Origin of the sequence: Aeromonas sp. QDB56, assembly GCF_027705505.1 — a bacterium.
In the GTDB taxonomy this organism is placed as follows: Bacteria; Pseudomonadota; Gammaproteobacteria; order Enterobacterales; family Aeromonadaceae; genus Aeromonas; species Aeromonas caviae.
Genome location: NZ_JAPDBZ010000034.1, coordinates 17705 through 32377 on the forward strand (window position 1 = coordinate 17705; position 14673 = coordinate 32377).

Below are 14673 nucleotides of genomic sequence, written 5' to 3' on the forward strand. Positions count from 1 at the left end.
TTCATAGAGCAAAATCGTGCCCAGCAAATCTATCCCTAAGGAGGCAGATGTGGATATTATCAAGACCGATGTTGCCATCATCGGTGCCGGTGGCGGTGGCCTGCGTGCCGCAATCGCCATTGCAGAAGCCCACCCGGAGCTGGAAATCGCCCTGATTTCCAAGGTCTATCCGATGCGCAGCCACACAGTGGCCGCCGAAGGTGGCGCCGCAGGCGTCGTCCGTGATGACGACTCCCTGGAAAACCACTTCAACGACACCGTCTCCGGTGGTGACTGGTTGTGTGAGCAGGACGTAGTCGAGTACTTCGTCAACAACGCCACCAACGAGATGATCCAGCTGGAGCACTGGGGTTGCCCCTGGAGCCGCAAACCGGACGGCAAGGCCAACGTTCGCCGTTTCGGCGGGATGAAGATCCCCCGCACCTGGTTCGCCGCCGACAAGTCCGGCTTCCACATCCTGCACACCCTGTTCCAGACCTCCATCAAGTACCCGACCATCAAGCGCTTCGACGAGCACTTCTGTCTGGATCTCATCGTGGAAGATGGCCGTGTCCAGGGTGTCGTCACCTTTGACATCCAGAACGGCATCACCCGCTTCATCCAGGCCAAGTCCGTGGTGCTGGCCACCGGCGGCGCAGGTCGTGTCTATCGCTACAACACCAACGGTGGCATCGTCACCGGGGACGGCATGGCCCTGGCCTACCGCCACGGCGTACCGCTGCGGGACATGGAGTTCGTCCAGTATCACCCGACCGGTCTGCCGGGCACCGGCATCCTGATGACCGAAGGTTGTCGTGGTGAGGGTGGCATCCTGCTCAACAAGGATGGCTATCGCTACCTGCAAGATTACGGTCTGGGCCCGGAAACCCCGGTCGGCCAGCCGAAGAACAAGCACATGGAGCTGGGTCCGCGCGACCGTCTCTCCCAGGCCTTCTGGCAGGAGCAGCAAAAAGGCCGCGTGATCCAGGGCCCCATGGGCGACGTGGTTCACCTCGACCTGCGCCACCTTGGCGAGAAGTACCTGAAAGAGCGTCTGCCCTTCATCTGCGAACTGGCCAAGGCCTATGTGGGTGTGGATCCGGTAAAAGAGCCGATTCCGGTACGTCCGACCGCCCACTACACCATGGGTGGCATCGAAACCGACGGCAAGTGCGCCACTCGTCTGGCCGGTCTCTATGCCGCTGGCGAATGTGCCTCCGTCGGTCTGCACGGCGCCAACCGTCTGGGTTCCAACTCCCTGTCCGAGATCGTGGTCTTCGGCAAGGTGGCCGGTGAGCAGGCAGCCGAGTTTGCCGCCACCCAGCAACACGGCAACACCCAGGCACTGGTCGCCAAGGCCGAGGCGCTCATCAAGCAGCACCTCTCCCTGCTGGACATCGACGGCACCGAAAACCCGGCGGATATCCGCAACGAACTGGGCATGTCCATGGAAGCCGGTGTCGGTATCTACCGTACCGAAGAGCTGATGCAGGGCACCATCGACAAGATCAACGAGCTGAAAGCCCGTTACAAGAAGATCAAGATCAACGACAAGTCCTCGGTCTTCAACACCGACCTGCTGTACGCCATCGAGCTGGGCTACATGCTGGACGTGGCGGAAGCCATGGCGCACTCCGCCCTCAACCGCAAAGAGTCCCGCGGTTCCCACCAGCGTCTGGACGGTTACGAGGAGCGCGATGACGTCAACTTCCTCAAGCACACTCTCTCCTTCTACAACGGCGAAGGGGCCCCGACCATCGACTATTCCGATGTGAAGATCACTAAATCCCAACCGGCCAAGCGCGTGTACGGTTCCGAGGGTGAGAAACAAGACGAGGCTAAGAAGAATGGCTGAGATGATCGAAATTGAAATCCTGCGCTACCGTCCCGAGCAGGATAACGAGCCCTGGATGCAGACCTTCCAGGTGCCCTACCTCAAAGAGATGTCCCTGCTGGATGCGCTGCAATACATCAAGGATCATCTGGACTCTACCTTGAGCTTCCGCTGGTCCTGCCGGATGGCGATCTGCGGCTCCTGCGGCATGATGGTCAACGGCATTCCGAAACTCGGTTGCAAGACCTTCCTGCGGGATTACCTGCCGGGCAAGATGACTATCGAGCCGCTCAACAACTTCCCCATCGAGCGCGATCTGGTGGTCGACATGTCCGACTTCATCGAGAAGCTGGAGAGCATCAAGCCCTACATCATCCCGTCCGAGCCGCGCAGCCTGTGCGACGGCGAGTACACCCAGACGCCGGCTGACATGGCGAAGTATCACCAGTTCTCCATGTGCATCAACTGCGGTCTGTGCTACGCGGCCTGCCCGCAATATGGCATCAACAAGAAGTTCACCGGTCCGGCGGCCCTGGCACTGGCCTATCGCTACAACGCCGACAACCGCGACAGCGCGTCCAGGGAGCGGATGAAGATCATCAGCCAGGACGAGGGCGTCTGGGGCTGTACCTTCGTGGGCTACTGCTCCGAAGTGTGCCCGAAAGGCGTGGATCCGGCCGCCGCCATCCAGCTCGGCAAGGTCGAGAGCGCCAAGGACTACATGATCGCCATGTTCAAGCCGGACTGAGACCAGGAGTGAGACCATGAACAACACTGAGAGCAAACGTAAGCCTTACGTGCGCGAGATGAAAAAAGACTGGTGGCTGAAGAATGCCTTCTACACCGGTTACATGATCCGCGAAGGCACCAGCATCTTCGTCTCCATCTACGCCGTCGTGCTGATGTGGGGTCTGCTGCGGCTGGTACAGGGTCAGGAGGCATTCAACGGCTGGCTGGAATCCCTGCAGAGCCCCATTGCCATCCTGTTCCACGTCATCGCCCTGGCAGCCTGCCTGTTCCACGCCAAGACCTGGTTCGCCCTGGCACCGAAAGCCATGCGCATCTTCCGTGGCGAAGACCTGGTGCCGGAGAAACCGATCGTCATCGCCCAGTATGTGGCGCTGGCGGCGGTATCCCTGCTTGTCCTGATCATCGTGGCCTGAGGAGAAAACCATAAGACGTTCTGACGAACCCGGTTATTGGTGTCTGTTTGGTACCGGGCTCTCACTCAGAAACGTTGGCCACGATCACTCAATCATGATTTGAGGAAAAAATATGAGACGTTCTGACGAGCCAATTTACTGGGGTCTGTTTGGTGCGGGTGGCATGGTGGTTGCCATGCTGCTGCCGGTCATTGTCCTCATCACAGGTCTGCTGGTGCCCATGGGCATCATGGACGTGGAGACCATGAGCTACGAGCGCGTGCTGGCATTCGCCAGCTCCTGGTGGGGTGCCTGCATCCTGCTGGTGATCATCGCCCTGCCCGTCTGGCACGGCATGCACCGCATCTACCACGGCCTGCATGATCTGGGGATCCACACCACCAAGCTGCACCACTATGTGTTCTATGGCTTCGCCTTCCTGGTGTCCGCCATCACCGTCGGCCTGCTGATGGTGCTGGTGCTCCAGTAAGCACATCCTGACTGCATGACAAACCGGGCCCAGTGCCCGGTTTTTTTATGACCATCTTCCGCGGTTCATCTCCATCCGGCAGCTGGCCTGCACGCTCGTTCGGCATCCGTCACCAGAGTCGCGGTGCCGGTTCACGACCGTTTTCCGCGTAGTAGAGCGACGGCAGAAACTGCGCCAGATAGCTGAACTCGCTGTAGCAGTGGCGCATCAGGTTGAAACCTACCTCGTCCGGCACCTCGTCAAACGGATTGGCGCAGGCCTTGCCCAGCAGAAAACGACTGCGCAGCACACAGCCATAGGGGGTATCGCGCGCCAGGTGCAGCATCTCGCCATCCAGTGGCGCCCCCTGCTCATCCAGCGCCACCTCGTCGCCAAAGCCGATACGGGCGCAGATGGCGGCAGAGAGAGCCTGCGTCTCCCGCGCCTCGTGTAGAGATTGCGGGGCGAACACCTCTTCGGCACCGTGGAACTTGAGGCGAGCTGCCACCGGCGGCAGCTCGGCAAGCCACTCCACCGCCTCTATGCTGGCTCCCACGAAGCGCTCCCCTTTTTTCCAGTGATGATCCCAGCCCCGGTGCTCGACATGATCGTGGGGGTGCCACCACCTGATGTGCTGGGTCGTCTCGAAGAAGGTGAACCACCAATCCAGCATGCGCCCCTTGCAGCCGTGCAGATCGGTGCGGATGGCGACCGTCAGCAGGCCGTCGGTGCTGCGGGTCAGACCCATTTCCAGGCGAAGGGGTTGCGGACTGAGCAACTCATTGATGTCATTGACGCCCCAGGGGGCAAACAGGGCAGAAGGATGCATGATATGACTCCCATAAATTTAGGAAACGATGTTCGTTTCCTAAATTACGCTATGCCTGTATGCTTAGTCTGTCAATGCTTTCCAGGAGCCCATATGTCGCACCAGAACGATGAAGAAACACGCTCACGAGGCCGTCCGGTCACCCCGGAAGCCGACCTTCGCGCCGCCCTCGCCGAGGCGACGCTGACCTTGTTGCTCAAGGGGGGCTACAGCGCTGCGACCGTGGATGCGGTGGCCAAAGAGGCGGGGGTTGCCAAGAAGACCCTCTACCGCTTCGCCGCCAATCGCGACGAGCTGGTGGCGCAGGCGGTGCGCAGCTGGACCGATGCCTTCCAGCCGGCCTTCGAGCAGGATGCCGCTCATCCAGGCGCGCTGGGGGAGATGCTGGTGCTGGGCTTGCAGACCATAGCGGGACAGGTGCTGAGCGCACCGGCGGTGGGCATGTTCCGGCTGCTGCAGCATGAGTTCGCGGGGCGCGATGCCCTGCTGGCGGCCTATCAGGAGAACGGTATTGCCCGCGGCAGGGCGACGCTGGCGGCGTGGCTACAGCGCCAGCAGCAACTGGGCTGGCTGCGGGAGCTGGACACCGCCCAGACCAGCGATCTGCTGCTGGCGATGACCATGGCGGAGCCGCTGCGCCAGATGGCGCTCGGCTTGCTGGCGCCGGGCAGCGACATTCGCGCGCGCATCACCGCGGCCGTTGCGCTGGTGCTGCCCGGCTTGATGCGAGGGTAGGCGTCCTTCCTCAGCGTGCCACCTCCTGCCATTGAGCCAACAAGGGAGCAGGAACGTTGCCATAACGCAGCAGCGGGGTCTGGTGCCACTCCGCCAGCTTCTGGATGGCCTTGCCCAGATCCTGGGCCAGGCTCTGGGTGATCCTGACCCCTTGCTCCAGATAGAGGCTCTTGACCTCGAACACCCCCTCCTTGCGATGGGCCTTGGCGTCCATCCTGCCCACCAGCTTGCCGCGATGCAGCAACGGCAGCACGAAATAACCGTACTGGCGCTTGGGGGCCGGGGTATAGCACTCGATGCGATAGTCAAAGCCAAACAACTCGCTGGCCCGCTTGCGATCCCACACCAGCGGGTCAAAGGGCGAGAGCACGGCGGTGTGGCTCGCCTTGAGGGAGCCCGCCTGGGCCCGGACCAGTTCATCGGCCAGGGAGGCGTGAACGAAGGCTCCGTGCTGCCACCCCTCCACTCGTACCGGCAACAGCTCCCCCTCGTCCGCCAGCTGGTGGAGCAGGGCGTCGTATTTCCCCCGTTTAAGGCGATAGTAATCCGCCACCCAGCCGGTCTTGACCAGCCCCAGCGCCCGGCAACTGGCTCGCACCATGTCCCGCCGGGCGAGATCAGGACTCGGCAGATCCCGCTCGTCATTCCACTCCGGCATGACCCGCTCGGCGAGATCGTAGACCCGCTGGAAATTGCGCCGTTCGCGCACCATCAGCTGACCTGCGGTAAACAGCACCTCCAGGTGGCGCTTTTCGGGCTTCCAGTCCCACCAGCCGTTGCCCTTGCCCCCCTTGCGCTCGAAGTCTGCCGCCCGCACCGGGCCATCCTGGCGAATGCGCTCCACTATCTGCGCGATCTCGCCGCCGTGGGTCTTGAGCCACTGGGCGGAGAACTTCCAGCCCATGGCGGCGGGATCCAGCATGCGATGGCGCAGCAGCCGGTAATCTTCCCGGGGGACGAAACAGGCCTCGTGGGCCCAGTATTCGAAGAGGTCACCATCAGCCAGCAGTTGTTCCAGCCAGCGCGGATCGTAATGGCCGAGACGGCTGAACAGCACCAGATAGGGGCTGCGGGCCACCACGGAGATGGTGTCTATCTGCAGCAACGCCATGCGTCTGATGCAGGCAAGCAGATCGGCGGGGGTTGCTCTGGCGCGGCGCGGGGTCAGCAGCCCCTGAGCCGCCAGTTGCAGGTGGCAAGCGTCTTGCAATGAGAGGTGGGGGATCGACATGGAGATAGGGGCATCCGTTCCTGGGGTTCAGGCCACCAGCATGCCCAACTCATGGCCAAATGAAAACGCCCGGCTCAGGGTTTGGTGAACACCGCCACATCCGCATGAGGAAACTCGACCTCTGCCTGCCAGCGGACCGCCAGGGCACGGAATGAGGCCTCGGCGAAGAAGACGATATGGGTGGGATCGTGGCGATAGCGCCAGGTCTTGAAGCGATCGTCCCCCAGTACCCGCTGGGTCTGCAACACCAGCACCCCGCCGGGCTTGAGGCAGCCCCAGAGCGTGTCCAGCACGGCGCGGGGGGTGGCGATGTGCTCTATCACCTCGGTGCTGGTGATGAAGTCGTATTGCCTTGTCAGGCACTCTGGGTCGTCGGCATAGAACTTGTCGTAGCCCGCCATCTCGAAGCCCGCCTCCCGCCCCATGGCGATGAGGGCAGGCCCGGGGCCGCAGCCAAAATCGAGGCCGCTGGCAGGAAGCGACACCCGGGCCAGCACCTCGCCAAAGGCACGCATCAGAAAGGCCCGGTAGCGGGGATCGTCCACCCGGTTGTCGTGCCCGTCATAGACCGCCTTCTCGGCCCCCTCGTCCAGGTGGTCCGCCTCGTCCATCCAGACCAGCTCGCACGCCAGGCAGCGGTAATAGCCCTTGCCCGCCACCGGCAGGGCATGGTGCCGAGGGGAGAGACACAGGGGACAGTGAACAGGGGATGACATGGCAGCTCCTCGGGTGGCGACAGCGGGGCAGATTGCCTGCCACGCCCGCTGCTGGCAACTGTTTTGTCTGGAGCCCCCATCGACCCCCGTTCACCCCCCGCCAGTTTTTTTCGTCTTTTTTTGCGCCTTAAGGGTTTCTTAAGTTTGCCCTTTTACTCTCATCCCATCGCAAAAGAAGGAGCCAACCATGACCATCGAGATCCAAGCCCCCTACCGGCTGATCCTGGCCGAATCCCCGCAGCAGGTCATGGCGCTGCAAACCTATATCCAGGCCGCCTATACCCTCGAGTTCAACGCCCGCATTCCCCATTTTCTGCCCTGCCAGCTCGGGCTCTACCGGGCAGATGGCGTGCTGGTCGGTGCCTGCGGCCTTAACCAGGCCTGCCATGGCGAGCACGAGCAACCGCTCTATCTGGAGCAATATCTGGAGCAGCCTGTCGAGGCCGCCATCGAGACCCGTCTCGGGGTCCGTCCGGCCCGCCACCGCATCATCGAAGTGGGCAATCTTGCCTGCAGCGAACCGGGTCACGCCCGCCTGATGTTTGCCGCGCTGTGCCGTCTGCTGTGTGACAACGCCCTGGACTACGTGGTGTTCACCGGCACCGCCAAGCTGCGCAACAGCTTTACCCGCCTGCGTCTCAACCCGGTGGAGCTGGCCCCCGCCCAGGCCCATCAGGTGGGAGAGGATGCCAGCGCCTGGGGCGAATACTACCGCTGCCAGCCCAAGGTGATGGCAGGCGACATCAACCAGGGGCGCGAGGTACTCGCACAGAGCAGCCTGCTGCTCAACCTGCTGGGGCCCATGCCCCGCCTTTTTAACCATGCCGACATCGACAGGAGGTGCGCACAATGACGCTGTTCGACACCATCGCCCACCATGCCAGCCAGACCCCGCAACAGCCTGCGCTGCTAGGCAGCCAGGGTGAGCTGGATTACCAGAGCCTGTGGCAGCAGATCCAGCAACTGGCAGGAGTGCTGCAAGGGGCCGGCATCCGCCGCCTGGCCCTGCAACTCGACAACGGCCTGCCCTGGGCACTGATCGATCTCGCCTGCACCTGGGCCGGCATCGTGGTCATCCCGGTTCCCCACTTCTTCAGTCCGGCGCAGCAGACGTGGCTGCTGGAAAGCAGCGGAGCAGACGCCCTGGTCGGCCCGGAACACCAGGGGTGGCAGTCCGCCTCACCCCTCGTGCTCATGGCAGGCAGGCCCGATGAGCAGGCCGTGCCCCTGTGGCGCCGCATCCCGGCCCGCCTCCCCGAGCTGCCGGCGGGCACCGCCAAGATCACCTATACCTCTGGCACCACGGGGCAACCCAAGGGCGTCTGCCTGTCGCTGGAACAGATGACGGCGGTCTGCGGATCCCTTGCCCTGCGGGTGGCCCCTGCCCGGGTTGAGAAGCACCTGACCCTGCTGCCCCTCACCACCTTGCTGGAGAACCTGACCGGCTTGTATGTACCGCTGCTGACCGGCGCCTGCAGCCGCATCCCCTCCCTGGGGGAACTCGGCTTCTCGGGCTCCAGCAAGCTGGATCCTGCGGCCCTGGCCCATGCACTGCTGCGCTGGCCCAGCCACAGCCTGGTGCTGGTACCCGAGTTGCTGCGCCTGCTGCTGGCTCTGTGCCTCAATACCCCTGCCCTGGCGACACAGCTCGGCACCCTGCGCTTCGTCGCCGTGGGCGGCGGCAAGGTCGCCCCCGAACTCATCGCTCACGCCCGTGCGGCGGGGCTGCCGGTCTACGAGGGATACGGTCTCTCAGAATGCGGCTCCGTGGTCGCCCTGAACGGCCCCCACGGGGATCGTCCCGGCAGCGTCGGCCTGCCTCTGCCCCACTGCCAGGTGACGATCGCCGCAGACGGCGAAGTCATGGTCAGCGGCAGCGCCATGCTGGGCTACCTGGGAGAAGAGGGCGAGACGGGCAGCCAGATCGCCACAGGGGATCTGGGTCGGATCGACGAGGAGGGCTATCTCCATATCACGGGGCGCAAGAAGAACGTGCAGATCACCGCCTTTGGCCGCAACTTCTCCCCGGAGTGGGTGGAAGCCCAGGCCCAGCTCTGCCCGGCCATCGCCCGCATCGTCATCTTCGGTGACGGTCAGCCCGCCAACGTGGCCCTTATCCAGCCGCTGCCGGGCAGCCAGTCCCAATTGCCAGAGCAGATTGCCCGGCTCAACCAGCAGTTGCCCGATTACGCCCGCATCCATCACTGGTTGCCGGTCGCCCTGGATCAGCTCCCTGGCCTGCTGACGGCCAACGGGCGCCCCCGTCGCAATGAGATTTATCACCATTTTTCCCGGCAGATCAGCCAATGCCTCACAGGAGAGACCTCATGAGCTTCTACCAGACCCTGCAACAAGCCACCGCCTGCGAGCGCGAACGCCTGTTCAACGCCCCCATCATCGAGGCCTGCCGCCGCGGCGACATCAGCCGTGACACCTACCTCGCCTTCCTGGCACAGGCCTACTACCACGTGCGCCACACGGTGCCGCTCCTGATGGCCACCGGCGGCAAGCTGGGGCAGGAGTACGAATGGGTGCGTGGCGCCATCAGGGAGTACATCGACGAGGAGTACGGCCATCAGGAGTGGATCCTGAACGACATCCGTGCCTGCGGCGGTGATGCCGAGGCGGTGCGCCACGGCCAGCCGGGCCTGCCCATCGAGCTGATGGTGGCCTTCCTCTACGACCAGATCCAGCGCGGCAACCCCATGGGCTTCTTCGGCATGGTGCAGGTGCTGGAAGGCACCAGCGTCGCCATCGCCCTGACCGTCGCCGACCAGCTCAAGAGCGGTCTGGGTCTGCCGCCCCAGGCCATGAGCTACCTGAGCTCCCACGGGGCCCTGGACCAGGAGCACCTCAAATTCTTCGAATCCCTGATGAACCGGGTGGAAGATGCCGCCGATCAGGCCGCCATCATTCACGCCGCCAAGGTGGTCTACCGCCTCTATGGCGACATGCTCTATCAGCTCACGGGATCCTGCCAATGAAGCTTGAAGGCAAACGCATACTGCTGACTGGCGCCAGTGGCGGCATTGGTGAAGCCCTGGCCCATGAACTGGCGGCCCAGGGTGCCCATCTGCTGCTGCACGGTCGTCGGGCCAGCGCCCTGGAGCGCCTGCGCCGGGAGCTGCCTCATCCGGATCGCCACCAGACGGTGACGGCCGATCTCGGCTCTCCCCATGAGCGGGCGCAGCTGCTGCAACATCCGGCCCTGGACGAGGGGCTGGACGTGCTCATCAACAGTGCGGGATGCAACCAGTTCGCCTGGCTGGAAGATCAGAGCAGCGAGCAGGTGACACGCCAGTTGCTGCTCAACGTCGAGGCGCCCATCCAGCTCACCCGGGCCCTGCTGCCCCGGCTGCGCAAGCCCGCCATCATCATGAACATCGGCTCCAGCCTCGGGGCCATCGGTTTTGCCGGCTACAGCGTCTATTGCGCCAGCAAGTTCGCCATGCGCGGCTTCAGCGAGTCCCTGGGGCGGGAGCTGGAGGGAACCGGCATCAAGGTGCTGCACTTTGCCCCTCGCGCCACCCGCACCCACCTCAATTCCGAGGCGGCCTATGCCATGAATGCCGAGCTTGGCACCCGGACCGACAGCCCACAGGACGTGGCCGAGGAGGCCGTCATCGCCCTGTGCAACGAGACACGCCGCCGCTGGCTCGGCTGGCCGGAAAAGCTCTTTGTGCGGCTCAACGGCCTGCTGCCCGCCTTGGTGGACATGGCCCTGGCCAAGCAGCGCCCGATCATCGAGCGCCACGCCCGCCGCACCGCCTCCCCAGCCCCCGATCACAGGAGCGATCCCGCCTGTGCGACAAACGAGAAGGAACATTGAGATGAAGCACGCCACTTTCCGTCCCCGATTTGGTCACGGCCCCCTGTTGCTCGCCCTGGGAGGCATGCTGGCAAGCGGTCTGGCCCAGGCCGCCGATGCCCTGCCCACCATTCAGCAGGAGTGGGCCCACTGCCAGTACCAGCAGACCGGCAACGCCAAGGAGAGCTGCCTGGAGAGCCTGAGTGCCAAGGCCGATGAGGCGAGCGCCAAGGAGGCATTTCGCACCGATCTGCTGATCTGGTCCGCCATCGTCAAGAGCACCTGGGCGGGGGCCAAGGGCGGCCTCGGCGCCCTTGGTCTGGTGAAGGAGGCCAAGGCCAAGCTCGAGATCGCCATCAAGCAGGATCCCAAGGCGCTGGAAGGCTCGGCCTACACCAGCCTGGGCTCCCTCTACTACCAGGTGCCGGGCTGGCCGGTGGGCTTTGGAGACGACGAGAAGGCGGAGAAGCTGCTCAAGCAGGCGCTGGCCATCAATCCCACCGGCATCGACCCCAACTTCTTCTACGGCGACTTCCTGCTGGATCAGGGTGACAAGGCACAGGCGAAGGTCTATCTGGACAAGGCCCTGGCCGCCCCGGCGCGCCCTGGCCGCGAGGTGGCGGACGAGGGCCGCAGAATGGAAATTCGCGAGCGTCTCGCCAAGCTGTAAACACAAGCAGCACAGTGTGCTATTTCAACTCTGCCCACCAGCTTGCATACTGGTGGGCAGTGTCGTTTGAGGGAGAGAACAATGCGGATCCTGTTGGTGGAAGATGATGTGATGCTGGGAGACGGCATGGTTGATGCCCTGCGCAGCAGCGGCTACACGGTGGACTGGCTCCAGCAGGGGATGCCGGCCCTCTCGGCGCTCAAGAGCGAGGAATTTGCCGCCCTTGTCCTGGATCTCAACCTGCCGGACATCGACGGCATCAGCCTGCTGCGCAAGTTGCGCCGGGAGGGGCAGACCCTGCCCGTGCTCATCCTGACCGCCCGTGATGCCCTGGACGACCGGGTGCTGGGGCTGGATGCAGGCTCCGACGACTACATGGTCAAACCCTTCGCCCTGCAAGAGCTCAACGCCCGGCTGCGCGCCCTGGTGCGGCGCAGCAAGGGGCAGGCCCAGGCGGTGCTGGAGTACGGGGAGCTGCAGCTCTTCCCCGCGTCACAGCAGGTCACCTATCGGGGCGAGCCGGTCAAGCTCACCCCCCACGAGTACAAGCTGTTGCAGGAGCTCATCACCCAGAGCGGCCGGGTATTGAGCCGGGATCAACTGCAACAGAGCCTCTACGGCTGGGACGAGGGGGCAGAGAGCAACGCGGTGGAGGTGCACATTCACCACCTGCGCAAGAAATTCTTCCCCGAGCTCATCCGCAACATTCGCGGCGTCGGTTACATCGTGCCCCAGCTCGACGTCCAGGGCGCAAGAGGAGCCTCCGCCCCATGAGCCGTGTCCGTTCCATCCGCCGTTTTCTGCTCTCCGGCATCCTGGCCCTGGTCAGCCTCAGCCTCGCCATCAGCGGCCTTATCGGCTACCTGCAGGCCAACCACGAGATGGAAGAGCTGTTTGATGCCCGTCTCGCCCAGTCCGCCCGCATCACCAACCAGTTGCTCAGCCGCTATCTCAAGCAGAGCGGCGAGCTGCCGCGCAACGGCACCGTGTACCAGGAGTGGGTGCAGGCCGTCCCCGAGACGCCCCACATCGAGAAGGGCGGCTTCTTCCAGTTCGGCCAGGACAACGAGTTCACCCCCTATGGCCATGAATTCGAGCACAACCTCTACTTCCAGTTGCTGAGCGAGCAGGGCGCCGTGCTGCTGCGCTCGCCCAATGCCCCGGCCCAACCGTTGACCACCCTGGAGCGGGGCTTCAACAGCGAGACCAAGGATCATCACGAGTGGCGCACCTTTACCCTCTACAACGAAGGTGAACAGACCTGGCTCATCGTGGCGGAGCGGGATGACGAACGCAGCGAGCTGGCCAGCAAGATGGCCACCCTCACCATGCTGCCCCTCTTCATCACCCTGCCCTTCCTGCTCGGTCTGCTGTGGTGGCTGATCACCCGGGGACTGTCACCGCTGCACCAGCTGGCGCAAGCCATCGGCGAGCGTCATCCCGCCAACCTGAGCCCCCTCAATCTCGCCATCAAGGCCGAGGAACTGACGCCGCTGGTGGGGGAGATCAACCGGCTGATGCACGCCCTCGCTGACACCCTGGATCGGGAGAAACAGTTCACCAACGAGGCCGCCCACGAGCTGCGCACGCCCCTCGCGGTGCTGCGCATCCACAGCGAGAACGCCATGACGGCCGAGGATGATCAGAGCCGGGAGCAGGCCCTGCGCAAGATGCTCTTGGCCCTCGATCGCAGCGATCGGCTGATCCGCCAGTTGCTGACCCAGGCCCGCATCGACAACCAGCAGAGCCCGGCCCTCACCGCCCTTCCCTTGTTCCCCTTGTTGCAGGGCACCCTGGCGACCCTGGCCCCCATCGCCCTGAAAAAGGATCAGCAGCTGTCCCTGGAGGGCGCCGAACAGGTGCAGGTAATGGGACAGGCGATGTTGCTGGAGCTGATGTTCGGCAACCTCATCGACAATGCGCTGCGCTACACCCAGGTGGGCGGCGAGGTCGCCGTGGTGGTGAGCCAGGTGGGCAACCGGATCCGGGTGGATGTGCGGGACAACGGCCCCGGCATCCCCACCGCCGCCCTCTCCCGGTTGTGCGAGCGCTTCTTCCGGGTCAATCCCCAGCAGGGGGATGGCGTGGGCCTTGGCATGGCCATCGTCTCGCGCATCGCCCAGCTTCACGGAGCGGATCTCGACATTCACAATCGGCCTGAAGGGGGGCTCGAAGTGAGCGTGCTGCTGCCCGCCTCGCGCCAGGCATGAGGGGTCAGCCTTTGCGCACGCCATGAAAAACGGGGGCCAGGCCCCCGTTTTTCATGGCTGCACCACCCTAGTCGCAGGTGGGCTCTACCGTGAAGGTCCGGCTCGAATCCACCGGTCCCAGCTCCGCCAGCAGACGGCGCCCCAGCAGCACCGGGTAGATCATCTTGCTGCGATCCCGCAGGGTGAACCACTCCTTGTAGACCTGGTCCCCGACACAGACGGACATGGTCACCGTCGGGCGCTCCTCCATGCCGCCCGCCCCGCGTACCGTCACGCTGCGCTCCACCGGTCGCTCCACGCTCCGGCGCACCACCTTGTCGGTATTGGCATCGGTCAGCACCAGGTTGAAGCGCACCCAGGGCTTGCCATCCTTCTTGAAATGCTTCAGGTCGCGGGCATCCAGCGACGAAGTGAGGGCACCGGTATCGAGCTTCATCTTGACCGCCACCCCGTAGGGCATCAGCACCCCCTTCTCGATCCAGCCGTAGCTGGTCTGGGCCGCCATCGCGCTGCCGCACAGCGCCCACATCATGGCCGCCACCACCATTCTCTTGCCCATCTTGCTCTCTCGCCTTGTCAGTCTTGCGCCCAGATGTATCACAGCCAACTGCCGGGTCAACCGGATTCTGGCGTGCAGGGGAGCGGGCTCTGGACGCGGTGCCAACAGGCGACAATCCATGCCGGGCACGGCGCGTGAGTGGGGAATGCAGCAGGAAAACGAGGGGAGAACAGGGTGCTGGATGACGCTGGCGGCCATCCTCAGGTTGTGACGCCAAAGGCTACCACAGCGGTGCGTGAATTATCAGTCTTGTTCTGACGGGATTTTTGCCTACACTGCTGTAAACCGGAGGGCCTGAAAACCACCGGTTTTTTTGCGCCTGCCGAAAAGTTGCCACTGCAAAGTGACCTCTCACACAAGGCTCAATAAGGAATTCGCAATGCGTATCGAAGAAGACTTGAAGCTCGGTTTCAAGGTAACCGTTCACCGGCCCCGGCTTGACTAAGCCGAGGTCAGGTTGAATACGTCAGGATAAGGCTGGCCCGTCATGA

The 14673-nt window shown here is 63.7% G+C and carries 16 protein-coding genes; 12 read left to right on the forward strand and 4 right to left on the reverse strand.

Features of this window, described 5'->3' with window-relative positions; genetic code table 11:
- Positions 1 to 49: 49 nt before the first annotated feature.
- From frdA to frdD, 4 genes are all read left to right on the forward strand, one after another.
- Positions 50 to 1834 carry a fumarate reductase (quinol) flavoprotein subunit gene (gene frdA, locus OKB81_RS07840; protein WP_160837049.1) on the forward strand — a complete coding sequence of 595 codons (1785 nt, stop codon included), beginning with the start codon at positions 50 to 52 and terminating at the stop codon, positions 1832 to 1834.
- Positions 1827 to 2561 carry a succinate dehydrogenase/fumarate reductase iron-sulfur subunit gene (locus OKB81_RS07845; RefSeq protein WP_042065016.1) on the forward strand — a complete coding sequence of 245 codons (735 nt, stop codon included), beginning with the start codon at positions 1827 to 1829 and terminating at the stop codon, positions 2559 to 2561. Before frdA ends, OKB81_RS07845 begins: the two co-directional genes overlap by 8 nt.
- Positions 2562 to 2577: 16 nt before the next feature.
- Entirely contained in the window at positions 2578 to 2976 is a 399-nt protein-coding gene (locus OKB81_RS07850; RefSeq protein WP_010673804.1) for a hypothetical protein, read from the forward strand.
- A gap of 112 nt (positions 2977 to 3088) precedes the next feature.
- Positions 3089 to 3445, forward strand: coding sequence for a fumarate reductase subunit FrdD (gene frdD / locus OKB81_RS07855; RefSeq protein ID WP_010673803.1), 357 nt, complete (start codon positions 3089 to 3091; stop codon positions 3443 to 3445).
- A 109-nt stretch (positions 3446 to 3554) separates the two neighbouring features.
- On the opposite strand, the gene OKB81_RS07860 is transcribed toward frdD, so the two are convergent.
- A complete protein-coding gene (locus OKB81_RS07860; RefSeq protein ID WP_124814410.1) occupies positions 3555 to 4253 on the reverse strand; it encodes a DAPG hydrolase family protein in 699 nt (232 codons plus the stop codon).
- Between the two features lie 93 nt (positions 4254 to 4346).
- On the opposite strand from OKB81_RS07860, the gene OKB81_RS07865 reads away from it, so the two are divergent.
- Positions 4347 to 4988: a TetR/AcrR family transcriptional regulator gene (locus tag OKB81_RS07865; RefSeq protein WP_160837051.1), complete on the forward strand. Its 642-nt coding sequence runs from the start codon at positions 4347 to 4349 to the stop codon at positions 4986 to 4988.
- Between the two features lie 10 nt (positions 4989 to 4998).
- Here the strand turns inward: OKB81_RS07865 and OKB81_RS07870 are convergent, their stop codons facing one another.
- The gene (locus OKB81_RS07870; RefSeq protein WP_270662143.1) at positions 4999 to 6219 is read right to left on the reverse strand and encodes a winged helix-turn-helix domain-containing protein; all 1221 of its coding nucleotides are present in this window, start codon (positions 6217 to 6219) and stop codon (positions 4999 to 5001) included.
- Between the two features lie 74 nt (positions 6220 to 6293).
- Positions 6294 to 6935, reverse strand: a complete 642-nt coding sequence (locus OKB81_RS07875) for a class I SAM-dependent methyltransferase (RefSeq protein WP_119196911.1) — start codon at positions 6933 to 6935, stop codon at positions 6294 to 6296.
- Positions 6936 to 7122: 187 nt separating this feature from the next.
- Between OKB81_RS07875 and OKB81_RS07880 the strand changes: the two genes are divergently transcribed.
- The 7 genes from OKB81_RS07880 (at position 7123) to OKB81_RS07910 (ending at position 13623) form a co-directional block, all read left to right on the forward strand.
- Positions 7123 to 7788, forward strand: a complete 666-nt coding sequence (locus tag OKB81_RS07880; protein WP_109111955.1) for a thermostable hemolysin — start codon at positions 7123 to 7125, stop codon at positions 7786 to 7788.
- Positions 7785 to 9266, forward strand: coding sequence for an AMP-binding protein (locus OKB81_RS07885; RefSeq protein WP_160837055.1), 1482 nt, complete (start codon positions 7785 to 7787; stop codon positions 9264 to 9266). Before OKB81_RS07880 ends, OKB81_RS07885 begins: the two co-directional genes overlap by 4 nt.
- A complete protein-coding gene (locus OKB81_RS07890) occupies positions 9263 to 9919 on the forward strand; it encodes a TenA family transcriptional regulator (RefSeq protein ID WP_039039563.1) in 657 nt (218 codons plus the stop codon). The genes OKB81_RS07885 and OKB81_RS07890 overlap by 4 nt, the downstream gene beginning before the upstream one ends.
- Positions 9916 to 10764 carry an SDR family oxidoreductase gene (locus OKB81_RS07895; protein WP_039039562.1) on the forward strand — a complete coding sequence of 283 codons (849 nt, stop codon included), beginning with the start codon at positions 9916 to 9918 and terminating at the stop codon, positions 10762 to 10764. The genes OKB81_RS07890 and OKB81_RS07895 overlap by 4 nt, the downstream gene beginning before the upstream one ends.
- A gap of 1 nt (position 10765) precedes the next feature.
- Entirely contained in the window at positions 10766 to 11413 is a 648-nt protein-coding gene (locus tag OKB81_RS07900) for a tetratricopeptide repeat protein (protein WP_160837057.1), read from the forward strand.
- A gap of 81 nt (positions 11414 to 11494) precedes the next feature.
- The gene (locus tag OKB81_RS07905) at positions 11495 to 12187 is read left to right on the forward strand and encodes a response regulator (protein WP_041215642.1); all 693 of its coding nucleotides are present in this window, start codon (positions 11495 to 11497) and stop codon (positions 12185 to 12187) included.
- On the forward strand, positions 12184 to 13623 hold the full coding sequence (locus OKB81_RS07910; RefSeq protein WP_045525604.1) for an ATP-binding protein: 1440 nt from the start codon (positions 12184 to 12186) through the stop codon (positions 13621 to 13623). The genes OKB81_RS07905 and OKB81_RS07910 overlap by 4 nt, the downstream gene beginning before the upstream one ends.
- A gap of 67 nt (positions 13624 to 13690) precedes the next feature.
- Here OKB81_RS07910 and rloA3 read toward each other — a convergent pair whose 3' ends face one another.
- On the reverse strand, positions 13691 to 14182 hold the full coding sequence (rloA3, locus tag OKB81_RS07915) for a retropepsin-like aspartic peptidase RloA3 (RefSeq protein ID WP_160837059.1): 492 nt from the start codon (positions 14180 to 14182) through the stop codon (positions 13691 to 13693).
- Positions 14183 to 14673: the final 491 nt, after the last annotated feature.